The organism is Sorangium sp. So ce145, from assembly GCF_051525985.1.
Classification (GTDB): domain Bacteria; phylum Myxococcota_A; class Polyangia; order Polyangiales; family Polyangiaceae; genus Sorangium; species Sorangium cellulosum_B.
Genome location: NZ_CP150315.1, coordinates 7904051 through 7927416, shown reverse-complemented (window position 1 = coordinate 7927416; position 23366 = coordinate 7904051). Strand labels below are relative to the sequence as shown.

The window sequence follows — 23366 nt, the reverse complement described above, 5'->3', positions numbered from 1 at the left end:
TGCGACCTCAACGTCTCCGGTTGTACGGGTCCTCCGCCGGCGTCGGCGCGGGGGCAGGCGTCGGCGCGGCGGGCGCCTTCGTCGCGGTCGCGGGCGATCGCGCCCTGCCCCCGGCGGCGGGCCTCGGCGCGGCCGCGCTCGCGCTCGCGCTCGCCGGCGCGGCGTGCGCGGACGCGCTCGCGGCCGTCGCGATCGCGGCCTCGGGCGCCGGCGTCGTCGCGGGCGCGGACGGCGCGATCGCGGGGACCGCATCGCCGGACGGCGCCGGCTGCACGCCGGCCCCGGGCGAGCCTGCGCTGTCGGGCGGCGCCGTCGTCGCCCCGGCGCCCGCGGTGAGGCGCGGCTCGGCCTCCACCGTGGAGCCGTGCGACGGATCCTCCGCGCCCCTTTCGCCCCCGCGCTGCCACCACACGAGCGCGACCAGGGCGCCCACGGCCAGCGCGCCGGCGAGGAGCGCGCCCGCGGCCGCCGCGCGCGGCGCGGAGCGCTCCGCGCTGGCCGAGCGCTCCACGACCGGCGAGACCGTGCCGGTGCTGGCCGCGCCGCCGCCGGCCGCGACGCCGCTGGCCGTGCCCGCCGCGGCGAACTCCGTGCCGCGCGGCCCGCTCCCGGGGCCTCGCGCCTGCGCCGACGGGCGCCCTGGATCCGAGTGCAAGGGCGCGCGCCCGTGCTCCGAGTGCAAGGGCGCGCGCCCGGCATCCGGGGGCGTGCCCGGAGCCAGCTCGAGCGCCGCGCCGCCCCGCGCCTGGCGGAGCGCGCGCTGCATCGCGCGGGCGTTCGGCCAGCGGCGGTCGGGGTCGAACGCGAGCGCCACGTCCATCACGCCGGCGATCGGCGGGGGCAGGGCCGGCAGGACGCTGCCCACCGGCGGCGCCGGCTGCGTCATCGCCGCGAGGAGCAGCAGCGGGAGCGTCTCGGCCTGGTGCACGTACCGCCCCGAGAGGAGCTGGTACATCGTGCTCCCGACGGCCCACAGATCGCTGCGCGGGTCGACCCTGTCCCACTGCCCCCGCGCCTGCTCCGGCGGCATGAACTGCGGCGTCCCCATCAGGGTGCCGGCGCGCGTGGAGGCGTTCGCCGGGGAGGAGGAGAGCTCGCGCAGCCGCGCGATGCCGAAGTCGAGCACCTTCAGCTGTCCGTGGCGCGTGAGGAACAGGTTGTCCGGCTTGAGATCGCGGTGCACGATCCCGCGCTCGTGCGCGACGGCGAGCACGTCGAGCAGGTCGTCGGCGATGCCGAGCACCTCGTTCACGCCGAGCACGCCGCCCGGCTCGCGCGCGCGGCGCGCCTCGACGGTCTCGCCCTCGAGCAGCTCCATCACCAGGAACACCGAGCCATCGTCGGTGACGTCGTCGTCGAGCACCCGGACGATGCCCGGGTGCTCGACGCGGTTGGCGACGTAGCCCTCGCGCAGGAAGCGCGAGCGCGCCTCCTCGTCCTCGGACAGCTCGCGGCGGAGGATCTTCACCGCGCCGCGCATCCCGTTGCGGTGCGTGGCGGCGTAGACCATGGCCATCCCGCCGAAGCCCAGCAGGCGCTCCAGCCGCCACTTGCCGCGCAGGACCTGGCCTACGAGCGCTTCGGGCCGGAAGCCTTCAGGGGGGACGCGGGTCATCGGCGAGCATCACCCCCGGCGCGGGCCACGTGGGTCGTCGCGTCGCCGGCGAGGCCAGCGGAGCCAGCGAGGCCGGCGCGGCTGGAGCGGCGGGGACGGCTGGCGGGCGCGCGCGGCATGACGGGCGCATGTTACCCCGGTCTGACGCCGCGGTGCGTGAAACCGTCCAGGGTACGCCTGCGCGCTCGCCGGAGCGGGCGGATCCGGGGCGTCGCGGGCAGCGGCGCGCGGCCCGACGCCCTTGACGTCGCGCGCGAACGGGGACACTCCGCCGCCCTCACGGGGATCGAGCGAGCATGCGCAAAACGATGAGCCAAGCGGCGTTGATCCTCCTCGCCGCCATTTCCTCGATCCGGTGCGGCGGCGCGGCCGCCCATCCCCACGAGGGCCCGGCGCGGGAGACCGCCGGCCGGCCGCATGCGCCTGCCACTCAGGGCCGCGGGCAGCGGCACGCGGCCCACCACCACGGCCACCCGGCCGCGGTGGGCCGCCCGGCCGCGGAGGCCCCGGACGACGAGCTCCGCGCCGTCGCCGCGATCCACGGCGGGGCGGGGCCGTGGGCCGTCGCCGGCTACCGCATGGGGCGCTTTGCGCTCGCGAGGCTCGGGCTGCCGGCGAAAAGCTTCGACCTCGAGGTGATCCACCACAGCCCGCGGAGCGTGCAGTTCTCCTGCATCGCCGACGGCGCCGCCGCCGCGACGGGGGCCAGCCTCGGGAAGCTGAATCTCAGCCTGATCGAGGCGAGCGAGGACGGCGTGGAGACCACGTACAGGCGCAGGTCGACCGGACAGGCCGTGACCCTCCGCCCGTCTGCGGCGTTCCGCGCGCGCTTCCGCGACGTGCCGAGAGAGACGCTGGAATCGGCCGGCAGGGAGGTCCTTTCCTTGCCAGAGGCCGAGGTATTCGAGGAAGCGCCGGCGCGCGCCGCCAGCCCGCCGCCCGGCGCGCCGCGGTGACGCGCCTGCCCCGGGGGGCGCGCCGCCTCCGGAATTCACCGGAACCGCAGGCGCACACGTGCTACGCCCGGCGCCGCTGAGATGATCACGCTCGAAAAGCTCACCAAGCGGTACGGTCCCAAAATTCTCTTCGAGAACGTCACGATGCGCTTCGACCCCGGCAAGCGCTACGTGCTCGTCGGCGCGAACGGAGCGGGGAAATCGACGCTCCTCAAGGTCATCTCCGGCGAGGAGGAGTCGGATCAGGGCTCGGTCGAGATCCCGAAGCAGCTCCGCGTCGGGGTGCTCAAGCAGGACCATTTCGCCTACGAGTCCTGCAGGATCATCGACACGGTCCTGATGGGCAACCGGGCGCTCTGGGACGCGATGCAGGAGCGCGATCGGCTGTACGAGGTCGAGATGACCGACGAGGTCGGCATGCGGCTGGCCGAGCTCGAGGGGACGATCGGCGAGGAGGACGGCTACACCGCCGAGTCGCGCGCCGCCGAGATCCTCGAGGGGCTCGGGATCGCGACCGCCCGGCACACGAGCGCGGTGAGCACGCTCGCGGGCGGGTACAAGCTCCGCGTCCTCATCGCCCAGACGCTCTTCGGGGGCGCGGACGTCCTGCTCCTCGACGAGCCGACGAACCACCTCGACCTCGACTCGATCCGCTGGCTCGAGTCGTACCTGACCGACACCTTCCGCGGCACGCTCCTCGTCGTCAGCCACGACCGGCACTTCATGAACGCGATCGCGACGCACGTCGCCGACGTCGACTACCAGACGGTCACGCTCTACACGGGCGACTACGACGACTTCATCGAGCAGAAGACGACCGGCAAGCGCCAGTCGGAGGCCGACGCCGCGCAGAAGAAGAAGAAGATCGCCGAGCTCAAGGACTTCGTGGCCCGCTTCGGCGCGAGCGCGAGCCGGTCGAGCCAGGCGCAGTCGCGCGTGAAGGAGATCGAGAAGCTCGAGGCGGGCATCCAGGTCCGGCGATCGAGCGTCGTGCGCCCGTACATCAAGTTCGAGATCGAGAAGCCCTCTGGCCGCGACGTGCTGCGCGTCGAGGGCCTCTCCAAGAGCTTCGGGGATCGGCGCGTGATCCAGAAGCTCGATTTCAACCTGAACCGCGGCGACAAGCTCGCGGTCATCGGGCCGAGCGGCATCGGCAAGTCGACGCTGCTCAAGCTCCTCGTCGGCGAGTACACGCCCGACGCCGGGGCCGTCACGTGGGGCCACGACACGAACGTCGGCTATTTCGCGCAGGATCACCACGAGGCGATCGAGGCGGGGTACACGGCCTACGACTGGCTGTACCGCTTCGATCCGTCCGCCCCGAAGGAGCACGTGCGCTCGGTGCTCGGGAAGCTGCTCTTCAGCGGCGAGGCCGGGCTCAAGAAGACGGAGAACCTCTCCGGCGGCGAGGCGGCGCGCCTGTTCCTCGCGAAGCTCATCCTGGTGAAGAACAACATCGTCGTGCTCGACGAGCCGACGAACCACCTCGACGTCGAGAGCATCGACGCGCTCCTCCAGGCGCTCGTCGAGTACAAGGGGACGGTCGTCGTGACGAGCCACGACCGGCACTTCGTGGGCAAGCTCGGCACCCGCGTGCTCGATCTGTCGTCGAAGGATCCGCGCGTCTTCAACGGCACGTACGACGAGTACCTCGAGGGGCCGGGGAACCCGGACGCGCTGAAGAACGCCAGGGCCTCGTAGCGCGCCCGCCGGAGCTCGGCGGGATCCGCCCCCTCAATCGAACTCCGTGCCCGGGGCGGCCACCTGCGAGGTGCGCAGGTAGCGGAGCGGCGTGTGCTCGTGATTCTCATGCTCCGCCTTCTTCATCGCTGCTGACTCGACCCGTCTCTCCACGGCTGCCGAGCTCCTTGTGCGTGGCGCCGCTGTCCACGTGGCCTCCCGTGGCATGGCGACCGCCATGTCACGAGGCCGGTTGGAGCGCCCGCGCCGACTCGCGTGCGCCCCGGGCGAGCCGCCCCTCATGACGTCGAATCCTCCGTCGATGTCGGCGCCGCGGCTGTCGGGGCGAAGCTTGCATATCCGCCCTCGCTCGAGCGCACTGCGCCGCTCCATTTGCGTCTGCTGAGGCGATGTGACACACCCGGTGCAAGGCAAGGCGCCGCGGTGTGACGCGGCGTGGTTCGGCGTTTGTGTCGACGACGCCAGAACCCAAGGATCCGCGAGCGGGGGATGGACGCTCCTGCGGATGAAGCGGGCGAAGACCGACCGACCGCCGGCCTGTCGAGCCGAGCGAACGTTGCGAGAACGCCGGTCGCATCGTCAACCTGTTCGGCCGCAGCCTTGGCGCGAGAGGCGCCGTATTCCATTCGCAAATTCCGAGGACTGTCCTTTGCTGGAGGGGAAGGACGATGGCTATCACGATCCACGACATGATCTCGCGCGGCGTCCTTTTGGTCGTGTGCTCATTGGCCCTCGCTGGCTGCAAGAAACCGCGACCAGGGCATGTGCTCGACGAGGCGCGGAGCGTACGCCGTACGCCCGCCTCGTTCAGCGCTGCGGACGAGGACTACTTCCATGACATGGACGGCGGCATCGCCCTGACCGGGGAAGAGATCAAGGGGCGCAATACATGGAACGTATGGTCGGCCGGCAACGACCGCTTCTGGGACGAGATCTCGATGCTCAGCAAGGGCAATCTCGACTTCTTGAAGACGGTATCGTCCCATCCGAAGCTCAAGTTCAGCCGTGACAACCGCTGGAGCTACCTCGGCCTGGTGAACGAGCCTTGCTTCGAGCGGGCCACGGGACCAGACCCGGAGCGATTCGGTCTGTGGCTTGACAAGCGGCGCGCGGACTGTCCTCCGGATCCGTTCGAGAACGAGGAGAAGTACCCGGGAGTGGTCATCGGCGCGCGTGGCAAGACCGTTCCGGTAGGCTCCTTCTACGGTTATGCCACCGGCATCGTGGGTATGCGGCTCTTCCCGAATCCCAAATTCGACGAGGCGGCCGCGGCGAAGTGGGATCCGGTGCGGTACTACGAGGATCCGAGCTACTACTACTCCAAGGATCTGGTGAAGCCCTACCGCATCGGCATGGCGTGCGCGTTCTGCCATGTCGGCCCGAGCCCGACCAATCCGCCCGTCGATCCCGAGAACCCGAGCTGGGAGAACCTCAGCTCCACCGTCGGCGCCCAGTACTTCTGGTGGGACCGGATCTTCACCTGGGACGCGGATCCGACGAGCTTCCCCTACCAGGTGTTCCACGCGTCGAGGCCGGGCTCGCTGGACACGTCGCTCGTCTCCACCGACTACATCACCAACCCGCGCACGATGAACGCCATCTACGGGCTGGGCTCGCGGCTGCGGCACGCCAAGCGCTGGGGCATGGAGACGCTGGGCGGGGGCGAGCTGAACAACAAGCAGTTCAACGACTTCTTCAAGGGGGGGCCGCTGACGCAGTTCTTCAAGGCACCCTCGACCGCCTGGGCGCCGCGCGTGCTCAAGGACGGCGCCGACTCCGTCGGCGCGCTGGGATCGCTCAACCGCGTGTACCTGAACATCGGTGAGTTCAGCGAGGAGTGGCTGCTGCACTTCAACGCGCTGGTCGGCGGCAAGCCCACGAGCCCCATCGAGATCGCGGTCGCGCGCAAGAACTCGACGTACTGGGAGGCGACCGAGAACCAGACCCCCGACACAGCGCTGTTTTTCCTCAAGAGCTCCACGCCGCACAAGCTCAAGGACGCGCCCGGGGGCGCGGGGTACCTGACGGCGGACACGGCGAAGCTGACCCGCGGCAAGGAGGTCTTCGCCGAGCGCTGCGCGAGGTGCCACTCGAGCAAGGTCCCCGCCAAGGTGCCGGGGCTGGACCCGGACGGCTGCGCCGGCCCGGGATACCTCACCTGCTTCGAGCGTTACTGGGAGTGGACGAAGACCGACGAGTTCAAGAGGGAGATGCGGGAGATCGTCCTCAAGGAGGACTTCCTCGAGGACAACTTCATGTCGAACGATCTGCGGATCCCCGTCACGCTGCTCGAGACCAACGCGTGCAGCCCCCTCGCGACGAACGCGCTCGCTGGCGACATCTGGGAGGACTTCTCCTCGCACTCGTACAAGTCCTTGCCGCCCGTCGGCACGATCACGGTGCACGACCCGATCACGGGTGAGCCGCACCCGTACAAGATGCCGGGCGGCGGCCGGGGCTACACGCGCGTGCCGTCGCTGATCAGCGTGTGGTCGACCGCGCCGTTCCTCCTGAACAACACGGTGGGTAAGTTCAACCCGAGCCCCTCGGTGGAGGCGCGAATGCAGTCCTTCGAGGACGCGATCGAGAAGATGCTCTGGCCCGAGAGGCGCGAGAAGGATCCGGTCCTCGGCGGCAAGGTGCCAGGCATCATCGATCGGACGACCGACAGGAGCTACCTGCGCGTGCCCGCTGGCTTCTTGCCCGACCACCTGCGGCCATTGCTCAGTCCGCTCCAGCGGATCGCGCCCTGGCTGGTGGGCGACGCGGGGATCGAGATCGGGCCGATCCCGAAGGGCACGCCGGTCAACCTGCTGGCCAACCTGGCGCTGAAGTCGAGGAGCCCGGATCTCGCGGAGCGCCTCGCCCACGACAAGAAGCTCCTCGCCGTGCTGCTCAGGATCAAGCACGACCTGGATTCCTTGCCGCGCGGCGCGAGCGACGAGGAGGCGCGCAAGGTGTTCGCGGATCTCGCGGCGCCGCTGCTCGAGCTCAGCCAGTGCCCCGACTTCGTGGTGAACCGGGGCCATTACTTTGGCACCTCGTATTTCGCCCAGGAGCCCGGGCTGAGCGACGACGACAAGCGCGCGCTGATCGAGTTCCTGAAGACCTTCTAGTCACAGGCCGGCCATGGAGAGTGCGCGGGGTCCGGCCACGGTGGGCCGGATCTCCGCGCGCCAAGCGGAGGACGGAACATGATAGGTGAACAGGGCGCACGGGGCGACTACGAGTATGTGGTCGTCGGGTCTGGAGCCGGCGGCGGGACGGTCGCGGCGCGTCTGGCCGAAGCGGGGCACACCGTCGTCCTGCTCGAGGCGGGGGGTGATCCGCGCGCCCTCTCGGGCGGCGACGCCTTCCAGCCCGACAAGAACCGCCTGCCCGACGACTACGACGTGCCGGTGTTTCACTCCCTCGCATCGGAGAACAACGCGATCAAGTGGGACTTCTTCGTGCGCCACTACGCGAACGAAGAACAGCAGCGGCGCGACCCCAAGTACCGCGAGACGTGGCAGGGCAACCCGACGCGCGGCGTGCTCTATCCCCGGGCCGGGACGCTGGGCGGCTGCACCGCGCACAACGCGATGATCCTGGTCTATCCGCAGAACGATGACTGGGATCACATCGCCGAGCTCACCGGGGACGCCTCCTGGCGCGCGGACAAGATGCGCGGCTACTTCGAGCTGCTCGAGAACTGCCACCACCGGCCGTTTCACCGCTTCCTGAGCATGTTCGGGTTCAATCCGACGCGGCACGGGTGGAGCGGGTGGCTGCAAACCGAGAAGGCGATCCCGAAAGTGGCCCTCGGGGACCGCGATCTCGTGCGGTTCCTCCTCGAGTCGGCGTACAGGGCATCTCATGCGGTCACCACGCCGATCGAGCGCCTGCGCAGCCTGTTCCAGGGCAAGGCCGACCCCAACGACTGGCGGTCGGTGCGGGTGAACGCCACGGGCGTGCGCTACCTCCCGCTCACGACCCGCAACCACCAGCGCAGCGGGCCCCGCGAGCGGGTCCTCGACGTCGCGAGGCGCTACCCCGATCGTCTCAAGATCGAGCTCAACGCGCTGGTCACGCGCGTGCTGTTCGACGAGCAAAACCGGGCGGTCGGCGTCGAGTACCAGAAGGGCGCCCGGCTCTACCGCGCCGGCGCGAACCCCGCGGAGGAGAACGGCGAGCGTCGCACCCTACGCGCGTCGCGCGAGGTGATCCTGGCAGGCGGGGCCTTCAACACGCCTCAGCTGCTGATGCTCTCCGGCGTCGGCCCGCGCGACGAGCTGGAGCGCCACGGCATCGCGGTGCGCGTCGATCTGCGGGGCGTGGGCAAGAACCTGCAGGATCGCTACGAGGTGGGCGTCGTCAACCGCATGAGCTTCGATCACTGGGACGTCCTCAAAGGTGCCCGCTACTCTCCCGGCGACCCCCAGTACCGGCAATGGGCGACGCATCGAGCGGGCGTCTACACGACCAACGGCTCCGTGCTGGCGGTCATCAATCGGTCGGTCCCCGAGCGACCGCTGCCGGACCTGTTCTGCTTCGCGCTCCTGGGGCGGTTCATGGGCTATTTCCCGGGCTACTCGGCGGATGGCCCCAAGCACCTCAACTACCTGACGTGGGCGATCCTCAAGGCGCACACCGAGAACCGGGCGGGCGAGGTGACGCTGCGGTCGGCCGATCCGCGCGACACCCCGGAGATCAACTTCCGCTATTTCGAAGAGGGCGGCGACACCCGCGGAGAGGACCTCGAGTCGATGGTCGCGGGCATCAAGTTCGTTCGCACCCTGACGGCTCCGCTCAAGAAGGAGGGGCTCATCGCCGAGGAGGAGCTCCCGGGCGACCACGTCCAGTCGGACGATGACCTCAAGAACTTCGTCCGCGACAACGCGTGGGGCCATCACGCCTCGTGCTCGTGCGCCATCGGCCCTCGGGAGCAGGATGGCGTCCTCACGAGCGACTTCCGGGTCCACGGGACGCAGGGCCTGCGCGTCGTCGACGCGTCGGTCTTCCCGCGGATCCCGGGGTTCTTCATCGTCAGCGCGGTCATGATGATCGCCGAGAAGGCCGCCGCCGTCATCCTCGCAGACGCCCGCGGCTGAGCCGGCGCGCGGGGCTCTCCGGGGGCCATGCGGATCTGCTCGTCAGCTCGGGGCACGGCCACGGTGGCTCTCACCGTGGCGCCTCGTGGCGCCGTCGCCGGCGCTGGGTGCTTTCGCCGGCTGACGCGGCCTCGGTTGTGGGCGTCGGACGTCGGCGTCCACGGCCTCTAGCTCAACCGAACTCCGATCGGTACAGCCGCAGCGATTGATGGGAGACGTTCACGTACCTGTGCGGCCAGCCCGCGGCGCTCGAATCGCCCTCGTCAGGCGGCAGGCGATGTAGCGCGACATCGGCATGAGGCTGCGATAGAAGCCGCCGTGCACGGCCCCCCACGTGTGGAAGCGCTCCGGCGCGACGCTGGCGTCGGTGAGCCAGTTGATGATGTTGGTCGGCTCCGTGCCGCGGAAGCACAGGATCGCTGCAGAGCCGTCGACGTGCTGGAGGAGCGACGCGCTCGTGTGCACGGAGAGGGCGTCGTTGCTCAGCGAGATTGAGTAGCATCGATTCTCGAACCCGATGCTGTTCATGACGTCGTGGAGCGTGTGCGGGTCCGCGTACGACCAGGCCGACGCGAGCGAGAGGGCATACGCGATCGCTTCGTCGTAGCCATTGTTGGTGTTCCGGTTCATCGTGCCGAGCAGGTCCAGCGTCCTGGATATATCAGGAAATGCCTTTGTGCCCCTCTTGGCTCTGAATGTTGGTGAGAACAGGTTGGTGTCGCTGCTCTCTGCGCTCGGCGCGCGGGATGCGGCGGACACGCGCCCTGGTCCCCGCCAGCTCGAATGAGATGATCCACTACGGCGCAGCCTTCGTCCGCAGGCGCCTGTCGGCGACACTCTGTGCCGCACCGCTCGCGAGCGCGAGACCTAGCAGTGACCACAAGAGCGGTGTACGTCGATCTGCTGGAATGAACTCGAACGGGTGTTGCATCGCCTGAACCTCCCTCGATGATCTAGCACGATGAGGCTCAGCCGCTCGACGACCGCTGGATCAACCGCTCGGTGAAAAAGGTGATGGCGACGGAGACCGCGCCGTCGATGTCCCAGAGGAGCACGGTGGGGCGCATGCCTGCGTCGTAGGTCTGGCGCGGGCCGAGCGCGAGCGCCGAGGCGGTGCCCGAGGGCGAGCACGGGAGGGCGGCGGACGGCCGTCCGGCGGCCTCACCGCGCGACGCAGCAGGCGATCCGGGCGATGTTCAGCGGATTCAACCATGGCAGGCAGGCGGCGAACGCTCACGTGCATGGCTGCGAACGGTGCACCTTCGCGTGTTCCCTCATCTGCAGCACGTTCCAGAGGCTTTGCTCCGTATCCTCGCCTTCGCTGTACGTCTTGGCGTCTTCGATGAGCGCATCGGCGTCTTGAACGCCCGCCCGTACCGCGGCGCTGATGAACTGCGGGTTGAACAGCACATAGCTGAGCACATCGGGACGGCTGTATGGGCTCACGGAGGTGAGCAAGTAAAGGAGCCAGAGGTCGCGATGCTTCAGCTTGCGCTTGCCACGCAGGATGTCCTCCAGGGCTCTCGCCGCCACCGAGCCGACATTTTCTTGCCCTGATGGGCCGCCGAAGATGATGGGCGTGAAGGGGGCGCCTTGCTGCTGGGCAACGTAGTTCTCTTCCACCTGCTTGCGAACCTCCTCGATCATGCGATCGGAGGTGATCACGCGCATCAACTGCAATACGTGATCCTGCAGCGATGGCCATTCGTGGATGTTCACCGCTGCGGACGCCCCATATCGCCGTGAATCCGTCGAGACCACGATGATGCCCTTGGCGCCGAAAGCGAGCGCGGGCTGCAGCGGTGCGTTGAGGCGCACGCCACCGTCGACGTAGAAGCGGCCGCGAGCCGGCGAGCCGATCCGGGTCGGAGGGAACAGGACCGGGATCGCGGCCGACGCCAGCACGTGGTCCGGAGACAGCCGGGTGCGGACGTAGTCGATGGCCCGATCGTCGTCGTTCCGTGGTGCTCTCGCACAGCTGTTGGTGCCCATCTGGTAGAATATTTTGGTTCGCCCCGACCCGGACTCGGTCGTGGCAACCGCGAGCACATCGATCATGGGCATGTTGCGGTCCGCCCTCCCGTTGCTCCTGCAGTCCTTGGGCCTGACTTGCAGGCTGCCGTCCACCCTCCCGTCGCTCTCGCAGTCCGTGGGCCTGACTTGCAGATTGTCGTGGATGACATCCCAGTCGATCAAGGCCGGGTCCGCGAGGCTGGTCCGCAGCGGTCTCGTATCGAGCAAGCTCGTGGGGCCGTTCGTGCCGGCCAGCACGCCGGTGACGTACTTTGCGCCGGCGTAGAGCAAGGAACGCAAGACAGGGCCGAGGACCATCTCTTTGTGGATGCGTTGCCAGCGCTCCACGAGCTCGTTGCTGGCCTCCTCCGGGGTCCTGGCGGCCAGCGACGCGAGCAGGGCTGCGTTGATGGCGCCGGCGCTGGTGCCGATGAGAATTGTAGGTCGAGTTTTTTTGAGCTCGAGCAGCAGCCTGGAAACGAAGCCGGCCTCGTATGCGCCGCGAGCCCCCGCGCCGGTCAACACGATGGCGATCGGGGCCATGGGCGTTGACAAAGGCGCCCATGGCTTGACTTGGAATTCCGCCGTTTGGTCCTGCTCTGACATGACGTTCTACCTCCCCCCTGGCATCGCTTGCGATCGCTCCACACCGAGCAAAAGCCAGGCCCCACGCCCCGGAGGAGGCGGCGTGGGCCCCACTGCAAAAGCTACCACGGTGAGGGTGGCTGTGGTAGCGACGTCATGACTCCTTCGAATCCGCGCTCTCGTTCGTGCCCGGCAGATCGCCTCGGCGAGAGGCGCGCGCGGGCGTGCCTCACGGAGGAGAATCCATCGATTTGCGCCTTGGGTGCGCCAGGCAAAGCCTGGGCGAGGAGGAAGATCATGTAGAAAAGCTGAGACCTTGCGATGGAATCCATGGAGGTCCTGCGGGCCTCTCCGGCCAAGGCCAGCCCCCAGCCGGAAGCGAGTGCCGTGTGGTCCGGCGGGCAGACTCCGGGCTGCGAAGCGTAGACAGCGAGCGTGAAAGCGTTGTATTGAGCCTCGAAATGCAATGTTTGGTGGGTGCGCCAGCAGGACGTCGGCGGCGCAGAGAACCTCTCGTTCCGGGCGCAGAGCTCGACCAGCGAGACCGAGCCGTTCAACGGGTTCCTCTGCCGGTCCATGACCAGGGAGGAGGTCAAATATACGATCCAGCGCTTCGCCGACGGGGCGCGGCGCGCGAAGGCGGCGGGGCTCGACGGGGTGGAGACGCACAGCGCGAACGGCTACCTCATCCACCCGTTCCTGAGCTCCGGCATCAACGACGAACGTGCTGGAGAACCCGCTGGGTTGCTATGAGCTCAGCCGTTACGACGGCGATCACATCAGGATGATGGAGGAGGTCATGTCTGTCTTCTATCCATCTCCCTATGTCTCGGGGCCGCCGCCGTTCGCCGGGCTCGTCGCGTCCGAGCCCCCGGGGCGCGGCCTGTTCCGCTCCGGGTGTCGAGGCGCGTGCACGTGGACCGCGGGCGCCAGCGCCAATTTGTGGTGGCCGCGGGCGTGCACGCCGTTTCACGGCTGCTGGTCATCGCTTGCCTGGTAGGGGATCGCCCGCTGCATCAGGATCACGTCGAGCCAGCGGTCGAACTTGTACCCCACGTCTCGGAGCACCCCGGCGTCCTCGAACCCGAGCGCGCGGTGCAGCGCGACGCTCGCCGCCTGGTCTCCGGCGATCTGTGCGATGATCGTGCGGTGGCCGAGCGAGATCGCGCGGCTCACGAGATCGGCGAGGATGCGGCGCCCGAGCCCCCGCCGGTGGAGGCCGTCGCGCACGTAGACCGAGTTCTCGACGGAGCGGGCGTAGGCCTCGCGCGGGTTCCACTGGGAGAGCGAGCCCCAGCCGACCACGGTCCCGTCGCCCTCGACGGCCACGGTGGCGGGGTGCAGGGGGCCGTGCGCCGCGAGCCAGGCGCGGCGCTCCGCAGGGGTCGGGACGGTGGTGGCGAAGGTGCAGGTCGAGCGCTCGACGTAGAACGCATAGATCTCCTCGATCGCCGCGAGATCGGCCTCGGTCGCCAGGCGGATGAGAACGCCGTCGCCTGGCGCCGGGAGCGGCGCGAGGTCGGGCGCGACGAACGCGGCACGGGCGTCGTCCGAGAGCAGCCGCGCGCGAGAGTAATGGGCGAACAGCGCCTTGCTGCTGCGGTGGCGGTCGAGGAGGCCCTCCGCGAGCTCGTGGACGGCGGCGCCTCCGTGGTCGGCGGCGTGGCGGGCGACGAGCGTGAGCCAGGCGACCGTGATCGTCTCGTGGTAACCGTTGGTCGGCGGGTGCCGCGCGTTGAACGCCTGCAGGGCCGAGCGCATGCGCGCGAGCGCCCCCTCGGGCCCGTGAGCGCGCACGTAGTGCAGGGCGAGGAGCAGGTGGCGCGCGTGCGAGAAGTCGCGCTGCTCGATCGCGGCGTCCTCGATGGCGGCCGCGAGCGCCGCGAGGTCGCGCTCGTCGATCTGGCGTTCGCGACGCGCGCGGCGCTCGCCACGATCGCCGAAAGGCGGCAGTCCGTCGGCGCCGCTCACGGCGCCTCCTTCCGGGCGGCTCCGCGGCCGGACGCCTTGCGGGGGCGCGCTTCGCCGTCGCGCGCCTCGTCGGACGGCAGCGGCAAGGGCGGGAGCGCGGTCTCCTTGGCGGTGGACAGGACGATCGTCGTGCGCGTGCGCACCACGCCGTCGTGGGCCTTGAGCTCCTGCGTGAGCAGGCGCTCGAGCGCCTCGGTGTCGCGGCAGCGCACCTTGAGCAGGTAGTCCTCGTCGCCGGCGACGTGGTGGCACTCCTGGATCTCGGCCGCGCGCTCGACGGCGCGCAGGAACTCGCCGCGACCGCGCCGGTTCGCGATCGAGACGGAGATGAAGGCCGTGAGCCCGGCGCCCACGGCCCGGGCGTCCAGGCGCGCCTCCCACCCCGTGATGACGCCGCGCTCCTCGAGCCGCCGCACCCGCTCGGCCACGGCGGGCGCGGAGAGGCCGACCGCCTCGCCGAGGTCCGCCCACGACCGGCGGGCGTCGCGGGCGAGGAGGTGGATCGCTTTCAGATCGATGCCATCCATGGTGATTGTCATTGGAAGTGAATGGATTGTTGATAAAATTCTTTCGAAATTCAAGTCATGGCCCTCCATGCACCGGCGCATCGGACCGGCCGCCGTCCCTGCCCGCCTCCTTTCGCCGCGCGGCCACGCTGCTCGCGGCGCAGCACCACGGCAGCATCGCTGCTGGCCCGCGAGCAGCGGCGACCGCGATCTGCCGCGCCCGGGGCCTCGCCGGCGGCGCGGCGCTCCGGCGCGCGGGCCCTGCCGGCGCGGCGTCGGACGTCGGCACGGGCCCTGCTCGGGCGGCCAGCATGACCACCATCAGCCTTTCTCTCGACACCCCTGAGCTCGCCCAGGCCTACGAGCACGGCAGCGACCGGCAGTTCAACCACGGCAAGCTCCTCATCGAAACGCTGGGCGTGCGGCGCGGCCAGCGTGTGCTCGACGTCGGCGCGGGCACCGGCCGGCTCGCCGCTCACGTGGCAGAGATCGTCGGCCCCGAGGGCAGCGTGACGGCCATCGATCCCCTGCCGCTCCGGGTCGACATCGCCCGGCAGAAGGCCCGCGCGAACCTCGCGACAGCGGTCGGCCGCGCCGAGGACCTCTCCGCCTTCGCCTCGAAGAGCTTCGACGTCGTGTACCTGAACAGCGTCCTTCACTGGCTGAACGAGGCCCAGAAGGAGCGCGCCATCGCCGAGGCGGCGCGCGTGTTGAAGCCCGGCGGCAAGCTCGGATTCAGCACGGGATCGCGGGAGAAGCCGCACCAGCTCGAGCCGATCCAGCGCAAGGTGCTGGCCGAGCTCGGGAGAGACGCGGAGGGCAATCGCCCGCACAAGCTGACGGTCGACGAGGTTCGAGCGCTGCTCGAGCGCGCCGGCTTCATCGCCGACACGGTGGAGATCCTCACCTTCGTCGACCACGCCGCCGACGTCGACGAGATCTTGAGGCACAGCGGCTCGAGCTCGTTCGGCAACCACCTCTCGCACCTGAGCCCCGAGGAGAAGCGCGAGGTGCGAGCGCGGCTCGCGAACGAGCTCGAGGCGTTCCGCACGCCGAAGGGCCTCCGGCTCGAGCGCAACCTCATCTTCGCGATCGCCCACACGGCAGGCAACTAGAGCAGGGAGCAGGTCCGAGGGACACGGTACCCGCCGTGGTTGAACCAGCCGCGTGCGTGCGCCGGAGTGATCGCGCCGATCGCATGTCCCCTCGTGACGCGCCTGGTCTGACCGGGGTTGCTACCCGATGGACGAGCTGACGCACATCGAGCACGCCGGACGGCCCCGGCCCGTACGAGAGCGGGGCCGCTCGTCCTGAAGAGGCGTCACGTCGTCAGAATGATACAGGGAGCGCTCTGAGGCCGCGGAAGCGGGAGTTGCCCCGCCACTCCACCTCTTGCGTGGCGAGCCTCAAGTTCGGCATGCGCTGGAGCAGGGCGCCCAGCGCGACCTCTCCCTCCATGCGGGCGAGGTGGGATCCGATGCAAAAATGATGACCGCCGCCGAACGAGAGCGGTCTGGACCGATTCTCGCGGGCGATGTCGAACCGGTCGGGATCCGGGTACTCGCTCGGATCTCGGTTGCCGGCGCCGAGCATGAGCACGACGATCTGCCCCTTCTTGATGACCTTGCCGCGCAGAGGGATATCCTCGACGCACAGCCGGGCCGTCCGGTTGACAGGCGGATAGTACCGGAGCATCTCGTCGATCGCGCCCTCCATCAGCCGGCTATCGCGCTTCAGCAGCTCGAGCTGATCGGGGTGCTCCAGTAGCGCGAGCGTCCCGCACGCGATGAGGTTCGTGACTGTCTCGAAGCCGGCGACGAGGAACAGGATGCAGTTGGCGATGACCTCGTCGTCGCTCAGCGAGTCGCCATCGACGCGGGTCGTGACCATGGAGCTGATGAGGTCGTCTTTCGGCTCTTTCCGGCGTGCCTCGACCAGCGGTCGAAACAGCTTCGAGAACTCCACGATGGCGTGGTAAGCCGGCGGGATGCACCCGGCCGCCTTCCCAGCGCTGCCGATGTACACGGAGACGTCGTCCGAGAGCTGCTTGATCAACCCCATGTCTTCCACGGGCATGCCCAGGATCCCGCAAATGAACTTGATCGGCATGGGATAGGCGAGATCCGCGACGACGTCCATGTGGCCACGGGGTTGCACGGCGTCCAGGAGCTCGTTCACCACCACGTGCGCGGAGGGGCGCATCGCCGCGATCGACTTGGGCGTGAACGACCGGTTCGTCAGGTTGCGCAGCCGGAAGTGCGTCGGGTTCTCGACGTTCAGCATGAACATCGAGAGCGACTTCACGATGTAGCTGTTCATCTCCTTCTGCTCGGGAGGAACGGTATCCGCGAGGGCGACGTACCGGTCCGCTGACATCCGCGCGTCCCGGAGGAGCGCGTTGACATCCTCGTACCGCGAGACCACCCAGGAGCCGGTGTTCTTGTCGTAGAACACCGGCTCCTCCAGGAGCAGACGGCGGAACATCGGGTAAGGCCACCGGAGGTTCTCCGGTGCGATGATGTTGATCTCTGGCTGCGTCGCGGCCACTTGCGTCTCCACCGCCGTTCTCCCTTCACACTCTCATCAATGACTGGCTTGATCAGCGCACAACTCCGGGCGGTCCGCCCCCCTTGCGCTCACTTCCTCCCGAGCGCGATGAAGACGGTCACCTTGATGGCCTCGCCCGAGGGCCCCGTGCAGTCGCACGTGCCCTTGGCACAGTCCACCTCGACCTTCTGAAGACCCGCGTCGGCGTACCACTTCTTCACGTCCGTGCGATCGAATCCCAGCCAGACGTCAGCCATCTTCTCGCGGAACCAGGTGTTCGTGTGCGTGTCGAGGTCCGTGATGCACAGAACGCCACCCGGCTTGAGCAGGCGCGTCATCTCCTGGATCGTCGCCGCCGGATCGGGGGCGTGGTGCAGGTACATGTTCGCGAAGACCGCGTCCAGGCTCTGGTCGGGCAGCGGGATGCTCTCCCCCTCGGCGACCTGCAGCGCTACGTTGTCGAACCGGGCGAGGTTCTTCTTCGCGACCGAGAGCATCTCGGCCGAGGAGTCGAAGCCGTAAACCTTCCTGACCTTCGGGGCCAGCCCCGCCGCGACGAAGCCGGTGCCGGTGCCGATGTCGGCCACCACGGCGTCGGGAGGCAGGCCGGCCTGCGCGATCGCCGCGTCACGCATCCCCTCGGTGAAGTAACCCGAGCGGATCTCGTCCCACTCCTCGGCGACCTCAGCGAAGTACTCGTTGGAGCCGGTTTTTGTCGTCGTGGTCGTCGTTGCCATCGTTCTCTCCTTACTTTCTTGCACGATCGAGGTGCTACAGTCCTTCTAGTATACTCGAACAACGGCGAGCCCGCCGAGAGGAATCACGCGAGGCGCCAGTACGATTGTCGCTGCTCAGCAGCAGGATGGGCCGCATTGTACGCTCAGGGCGTCAGGCCGCTGCTGAGCCCGGTTCACCAGGGTGAAGAGCCGCTCGTAGAGCGGGAAGTGCAGGACCCGCGAGGTCTTCTCGCAGATCTCGACAGGCAGCCCCGCCTCGAAGACGTGGCCATCGTCATCCCGGACCTGGGTGAAGGGACCCAGGAGCGTCGCGTACTCGCCGACGTAGACGCAGGGGCCAGGCTCGGGGAGGATACCCTTGCACGACGACGCGTCGATCTTGCGCGGCGTCGCCGCCACGAAGAAGTAATCCCGGTAGGGCGGGCGCTGGAGCATCGCCGCGGTCGCGGCGCTCACCTCGACCAGCTTCCCCCGTTCGTAGGTGGTCCCGTCCTCGTCCGTGACCATCGAGCAGGGGCCGATCAGCGCCGCATACATCGTCCCCTCGCTCGGCCTCTCGTGCTTGTACCCGGAGACGGTCAGCGAGAGAAAGTCGACGCCGTCGATGCGGCTGTAGTTCCCTGAGTGAGAGAGGGTGAGGCCACGGAAGCCGCACGCGCGCGTGAGGCGCAACAAACTCGGGATCGCCATGGCGCCACCGATGCACGCGCTGATGAGCGCGCGATCGTTCTTCATGTACATCGGCACTTCCTGGGGGCAGAAGACGTCCGATATGACGAACCGGCCACCTGGCTTCAGTACGCGAAAGATCTCGCTGAAGGCGTCGCGCTTGTCCTCGCACAGGTTGATCACGCAGTTCGACAGGACAACGTCGACCGAGCTATCTGCGAGCGGCAGCCGCTCGATGACCGACTGTTCAAACCTGACGTTCGGCTCGTCGTAGCCGAGCGCGCGGGTCACCGGGTCGATGTTCCTCCGCGCCACCTCCAGCATCTCCGGCGTCATGTCGATGCCGATGACCCGCCCCGAGCGTCCGACCTGCTTCGCGGCGATGAAGGCGTCGAGGCCCGCTCCGGACCCGAGATCCACGACCACGTCGCCGCGGCGGAGGCCCATCTCCATGCCGCCGAAGGGGGACGTACAGCCCTGATTGCGATCGAGGACCTCCGCCGGGACCCAGCGAAGATCGATGTTCTTGTATGCATTGGTGAAGCACAAGGTCTGTGCCTCGGCGGCGGCCTTGCCGTAGTCTTCCCGGACCCTCGATTGATGCTCAGTTTCCATGACACTCACAGGGTGAAAGGATGTTGGTGACTGGGTTTATCAAAGGAGCCCTTTGAGCTCCTCCAGACCTTCGGTCGGCTCCGTACAGCAGTAATTGGGGACGTTGAAGCGCGGGCACTCCGCCGGGGGGAGCTTGACGGGCGCGGGACCGATGGACGAGCGATGCCCGGGTGGGAGGCGCTCCGCCACGCGCCTCTTGACGCCGTAGAAGATGTCCTCGGTGCTGAGGTGCCGCTCGACCGCCTCGTCCACCCAGCGGCAGATCTCGCGGTGGAGCTCCTCGACGGCCGGGTTACGGTGGCGCCACTCGGTGTAGTAGTCGCTCTCCTCGCCCAGCGAGGCGTACAGGCCGACGCTGTCCATGAGCGGTGAGTTGTTGAAGAGGAGGAGCCGGATCTTGTACTGGATCGGGTCCACGGCGTCGATGAGGCCGCGCGTCTCGACGAACTCGAGGAGATCCATGATGTCGCCCACCTCGGCCCACGGATTGACCATGACGAACGTGGGCTTGAGATGGACCCCGAGCTCGTGGAAGAGGCCGATGGACCAATCGAGATCGTCGATGTCGTGCTTCTTCTTGAGGATGTCGAGCACCTCGTTGTCGTTGAACTCCATCGCGGTGAGCACGAACTTCAGCCCGAGCTTCGCGAGCTCGCGCACGTACTGCTCGTGGCGTCTGAAGTGGCTGACCTTCGCGACGAAGTCATAGGTCAGGAAGGGGTACTTGTCGTTCACGGCCTTCATGATGGACAGGCTGTGGCGAGGCACGTTCAGGAAATCGGGATCGACGAAGGAGACATGCCGGGCGCCCATGAGGACGAGGTTGTCGATGTCGGCGAGGACGACCTCCTCCGGGATGATCGTCACCTTGCCCCCGTAGACCGGCGGGATCGGACAGTGCGTGCAGTGGTGGGCACAGCCACGCGTCGCCTCGACGCAGCCGGCGAGCATGTGGGCGCCGTCCTCGACGAGCTTCGCGTAGTTGCCGAGGTGCGGGAGCACCTGGCGCGCCGGTGTGCGGTACCTGTTCTGCCGGGCGAACCCGCGCTTCTGAAGCTGGACCACCGACGGATCCGGGCTCCGCTTCACGAGAGGCACGATCTGATCCTCCCAGTCGGTGCCGAGCACGTAGTCGCCATGGCGGCCCAGCAGCTTCTCCCGGAAGAGATCCGCGTACAGACCATAGAAAAAGATCTTCGGCGCCTTCTCCTGCTGCCGGAGGCGCCCGGCGACGCGGACCGCAGCGGGCACCGAGTGGAACATCGGCAGATGAAAGCCGACCAGGTCATGGCGGCACAGGTCGTCGATGTCCGGCGTCGGCGTGACGGAGAGGTCCAGAGCATTGACGCGGACGTCCGCTTCCAACAAGTGCGCGGCCGCCACGCTCGTGCCGAGCGACTGGAAGCCGGATTCATAGGTCGAGACAAGAAGCACGTTCATCGTGACACCTTCCTAAGTTCGCACGGGCATCGTCGCTGGACGGGGGCCGGGGTGCAGGGCGCGGGCTCAGAGGCGAGAGAGAAGGAACAGCGCGCCGCTCGCGAGGAGAGCCGACACGGGGAGCGTGATGAGCCACGACAGCACGATCTCCCCGACTTTCCCCCACCGCACCTCGCGCGCGTTGTTCTTCAATCCTGCGCCGATGATGGCGCCGGTGGACACGTGGGTCGTCGATACGGGGAGCCCGTTCCATGAGGCGAGGCTGACGAGCGTCGAGGTGACGGTGCTGGCGGTGAGGGACTCGACGAGCGGCAGCGGGGTGACCTTCTTGGCGAGCGTCTCCAGGACCGACGCGCCGGCGATGAGCCCGCCGGCGGCCATCGCCGCGGTGACGAGCAGAAAGACGAGCGGCCGGCCGTGCTCTGGCGCGACCGTCGCCGCCGCGACGGTGCCGAGCGCCGCGATCTTCGGCGCGTCGTTCCAGCCGCGGGCGAAGCCCACCATGCCGCTGCTGGCCCAGTGGACCGCGTTGGCAACCATGGCGGCCGTCGCCGAGGCGATAACGGGCTGCGCCTCGCAGCCGCCGTCGTAGGCCGCGACGAGCGCGGGCCCCGGAGGCGCGGCCGCGCTCATGTTGAGCGCGCCCGCGGTGCTCCCGAGGTGAGCGGGCGGCGCAGGGACCACACAGACGCAGAGGTTCGCGTACCGCTGGACGAGAGCCGTGACTGGCCAGGCGAGCAGGAAGACGACGGCCAGCGAGAGGATCGGGCTGAGCGCCAGGGGCTTGGCGAACTTGTCGACGAGGAAAGCCCACCGGATCCCACCGCTCGAGAACGCGACCAGACCTGCGCCGATGAGCGCGCCCGTGATGGAGTGCGTCGTCGAGACCGGCAGACCGGACTTGGTAGCGATGAGCACCCAGCCGAGCGCCCCGAAGAGGACGGCGACGAAAAAGCCGTGGTCGAGCACGATGCCCGCCTCGAACAGGCTGCGGCTGAACTTGTCCACCAGGGCCCCGGAGATCCAGTAGGACACCACGGCACCGCATGCGGTGGTCACGGCGGCCCAGATCAGCGCCTGCTTCGGCTTGGCGGCGCCGAAGCCCACGAGTGTGGCGACTCCCTTGCAGTTGTCGTTCGCGCCGTTCGCGAACGCGAGCACACAGATGAATAGCAACAGGACGAAGACCATCGTTACCCTCCGACCGCGTCGCGCGGTGAACCTGGCCGCTCGCTCACCTGCTCACCCACCACACGTGGGAGCAGCCCCGCACGACCCGCCGCCAGCGCCGCACGACAGCAGGGTGCTCGGGTCCCCCAGCTTGAATGTGCCGGCCGGGAAGATGAGATCCTGGATCTGGTCGGCCAAGCCGGCGGCGGTCTCGCTGAGGTTCGAGAGGACGGCGATCCTGACGCCGTGCTTCGGGTAGACGAAGAGCCGGACGCTGACGCCCGGGTCCTCACCGATACAGCTGAACTTGACCGTGCTGCCGTCCTGGATGTTCGCCCACAGGCCGTAGCCGTAGAACCACTCGCCTGTGTTGCCGTCCTCGATCTGGGGCGACAGCATCTTCTGGGTCAGCTCCTCCGAGAGCAGCTTGTACCCGGTCAGGGCGTCCCAGAGCCGCATGAGGTCCTTCGCCGTCGTGTACGCGCCGCCATCCGGGCCTCCCTTCGGGACGAGCGAAAAGACGTTGGTCCTCCAGTCGCCGGGCTTCCCGATGTACCCGCGGGCCGTGTCCGGTGGCAGTCGGTCCGATTCGAAGTAGCCGGACTCGGTCATCCCGGCCGGCCCGAAGATGTTCTCGGCGACGTAGTCGCAGAAGCTCATCCCGGTCGCCTTCTCGACGGCGAGCCCGAGCAAGACGTAGCCGGAGTTGCAGTAGAGGTAGCGCTCGCCGGGCTTGAACTTCATCGGCTTCTCGACGAACAGCCGGAGATAGTCCGATGCGCTCTGAACGGCGTAAACGGGGACGTTGTTCCAGACGCTCTCGCGATCGCCCTTTCTGCGGTCGTCGGTGTAATCGGGGATCCCCGAGCTGTGGGTGAGCAGGTGGTGAAGCGTGACATCCGTCGAGATATTTCCGAGCTGCCTGCCGAGGCATTCGTGGATCTTCATGTCGAAAGCGAGCTTGCGCTTCTCGACGAGCTGGGCGACGGCCAGCGACGTCAGCATCTTGCTCGCCGACGCCGTCGCGAACCTCGTGCTCGGCGTGTTCGAGATCGCGTTGCTCCTGTCGGCCATGCCGCACGCGTACTCGACCTTGTTCGTGCACTGCTGCCGCACCAGCACGACGCCGGAGAACGAGCCGTCGTCGGACTTCGTCTTGAGCAGCTCATGAATGATCTGGGTGTTGATTTCCATGGCAGTAAAACCCGGTCCTCCGTTGACGCCAAATCCGTGCGGCCATCTGTCTCGCGAGACGCGGATCCCAAAGAATCCGGTGGTGCGCAGCCCCGATCCCCGCGAGCGGTTGCGTCCCGAACCCCCTGATTCAAGAGATGAGCGAGGGCGAAGGCCATACCCCCACCTCGCGCCCATGGCTCGACCAGATCCGGTGGTCGGACCAGTCATACCCGCCAACAGATGGGCAGGGTGAGGATGCATAGCATTCTCGAAGACGTCAATCGAATTTGTTGGAAGTAGGATCTGATCCTTCCAGGATTGTCGAAATACTGCTGCCCTGTAGACACGCGCAAACTATCCACCCTGACTGCATCGCGCGGCGCTCATCGCCATGTAGAGGTCGACGATTTCATCATCGCTCGCCCGGCTTGTTTCAGCTCCAAGCTGCGTGATTTCGCGGTTTATGGCCTGAGCTTATCGGCCACGTCTCAGGACTGTTTCGTCTCGCGCCCGCCCACGGCTCCTTCGAGTGACGGCTGCATGGGCATGCTGCCGAGGGAGGGGCGGCGTTGGCC

17 protein-coding genes are annotated in these 23366 nt (G+C 68.1%); 6 read left to right on the top strand and 11 right to left on the bottom strand.

Annotation, left to right across the window (positions count from 1 at the left end):
• Nucleotides 1-7 precede the first annotated feature (7 nt).
• Nucleotides 8-1615, bottom strand: a complete 1608-nt coding sequence (locus tag WMF34_RS29150) for a protein kinase domain-containing protein (protein WP_437989846.1) — start codon at nucleotides 1613-1615, stop codon at nucleotides 8-10.
• A 308-nt stretch (nucleotides 1616-1923) separates the two neighbouring features.
• On the opposite strand from WMF34_RS29150, the gene WMF34_RS29145 reads away from it, so the two are divergent.
• The 4 genes from WMF34_RS29145 (at nucleotide 1924) to WMF34_RS29130 (ending at nucleotide 9362) form a co-directional block, all read left to right on the top strand.
• Nucleotides 1924-2571 (top strand): FmdE family protein, encoded by a 648-nt coding sequence (locus tag WMF34_RS29145; RefSeq protein WP_437989845.1) that lies wholly within the window; start codon nucleotides 1924-1926, stop codon nucleotides 2569-2571.
• An 81-nt stretch (nucleotides 2572-2652) separates the two neighbouring features.
• Nucleotides 2653-4272 (top strand): ABC-F family ATP-binding cassette domain-containing protein, encoded by a 1620-nt coding sequence (locus WMF34_RS29140; protein ID WP_437989844.1) that lies wholly within the window; start codon nucleotides 2653-2655, stop codon nucleotides 4270-4272.
• A 668-nt stretch (nucleotides 4273-4940) separates the two neighbouring features.
• On the top strand, nucleotides 4941-7388 hold the full coding sequence (locus WMF34_RS29135) for a hypothetical protein (protein ID WP_437989843.1): 2448 nt from the start codon (nucleotides 4941-4943) through the stop codon (nucleotides 7386-7388).
• Between the two features lie 78 nt (nucleotides 7389-7466).
• Complete coding sequence (locus WMF34_RS29130) at nucleotides 7467-9362, top strand: GMC family oxidoreductase (protein ID WP_437989842.1); 1896 nt, start codon at nucleotides 7467-7469, stop codon at nucleotides 9360-9362.
• 219 nt (nucleotides 9363-9581) lie between these two features.
• Here the strand turns inward: WMF34_RS29130 and WMF34_RS29125 are convergent, their stop codons facing one another.
• Nucleotides 9582-9992: a hypothetical protein gene (locus WMF34_RS29125; protein WP_437989841.1), complete on the bottom strand. Its 411-nt coding sequence runs from the start codon at nucleotides 9990-9992 to the stop codon at nucleotides 9582-9584.
• A 603-nt stretch (nucleotides 9993-10595) separates the two neighbouring features.
• Nucleotides 10596-11981 (bottom strand): patatin-like phospholipase family protein, encoded by a 1386-nt coding sequence (locus tag WMF34_RS29120; protein WP_012238258.1) that lies wholly within the window; start codon nucleotides 11979-11981, stop codon nucleotides 10596-10598.
• Nucleotides 11982-12437: 456 nt separating this feature from the next.
• Here WMF34_RS29120 and WMF34_RS29115 point away from each other — a divergent pair, with 456 nt between their 5' ends.
• Nucleotides 12438-12713 (top strand): NADH-dependent flavin oxidoreductase, encoded by a 276-nt coding sequence (locus WMF34_RS29115; RefSeq protein ID WP_012238257.1) that lies wholly within the window; start codon nucleotides 12438-12440, stop codon nucleotides 12711-12713.
• 216 nt (nucleotides 12714-12929) lie between these two features.
• Here the strand turns inward: WMF34_RS29115 and WMF34_RS29110 are convergent, their stop codons facing one another.
• Both WMF34_RS29110 and WMF34_RS29105 read right to left on the bottom strand, forming a co-directional pair.
• The gene (locus WMF34_RS29110) at nucleotides 12930-13931 is read right to left on the bottom strand and encodes an N-acetyltransferase family protein (protein ID WP_437989840.1); all 1002 of its coding nucleotides are present in this window, start codon (nucleotides 13929-13931) and stop codon (nucleotides 12930-12932) included.
• Complete coding sequence (locus WMF34_RS29105; protein WP_437989839.1) at nucleotides 13928-14458, bottom strand: Lrp/AsnC family transcriptional regulator; 531 nt, start codon at nucleotides 14456-14458, stop codon at nucleotides 13928-13930. The genes WMF34_RS29110 and WMF34_RS29105 overlap by 4 nt, the downstream gene beginning before the upstream one ends.
• A gap of 17 nt (nucleotides 14459-14475) precedes the next feature.
• On the opposite strand from WMF34_RS29105, the gene WMF34_RS29100 reads away from it, so the two are divergent.
• Entirely contained in the window at nucleotides 14476-15552 is a 1077-nt protein-coding gene (locus WMF34_RS29100) for a class I SAM-dependent methyltransferase (RefSeq protein WP_437994674.1), read from the top strand.
• A 214-nt stretch (nucleotides 15553-15766) separates the two neighbouring features.
• Here WMF34_RS29100 and WMF34_RS29095 read toward each other — a convergent pair whose 3' ends face one another.
• From WMF34_RS29095 to WMF34_RS29070, 6 genes are all read right to left on the bottom strand, one after another.
• Nucleotides 15767-16996, bottom strand: a complete 1230-nt coding sequence (locus tag WMF34_RS29095; protein ID WP_437989838.1) for a cytochrome P450 — start codon at nucleotides 16994-16996, stop codon at nucleotides 15767-15769.
• 77 nt (nucleotides 16997-17073) lie between these two features.
• Nucleotides 17074-17721, bottom strand: a complete 648-nt coding sequence (locus WMF34_RS29090; RefSeq protein WP_437989837.1) for a class I SAM-dependent methyltransferase — start codon at nucleotides 17719-17721, stop codon at nucleotides 17074-17076.
• A 114-nt stretch (nucleotides 17722-17835) separates the two neighbouring features.
• Nucleotides 17836-19005 carry a methyltransferase domain-containing protein gene (locus tag WMF34_RS29085; RefSeq protein WP_012238250.1) on the bottom strand — a complete coding sequence of 390 codons (1170 nt, stop codon included), beginning with the start codon at nucleotides 19003-19005 and terminating at the stop codon, nucleotides 17836-17838.
• A gap of 39 nt (nucleotides 19006-19044) precedes the next feature.
• On the bottom strand, nucleotides 19045-20445 hold the full coding sequence (locus WMF34_RS29080; protein ID WP_437989836.1) for a radical SAM protein: 1401 nt from the start codon (nucleotides 20443-20445) through the stop codon (nucleotides 19045-19047).
• A 66-nt stretch (nucleotides 20446-20511) separates the two neighbouring features.
• Nucleotides 20512-21636, bottom strand: coding sequence for an anion permease (locus WMF34_RS29075; protein WP_437989835.1), 1125 nt, complete (start codon nucleotides 21634-21636; stop codon nucleotides 20512-20514).
• 51 nt (nucleotides 21637-21687) lie between these two features.
• Nucleotides 21688-22809, bottom strand: coding sequence for a serine hydrolase domain-containing protein (locus WMF34_RS29070; RefSeq protein WP_437989834.1), 1122 nt, complete (start codon nucleotides 22807-22809; stop codon nucleotides 21688-21690).
• Between the last annotated feature and the right edge of the window lie 557 nt (nucleotides 22810-23366).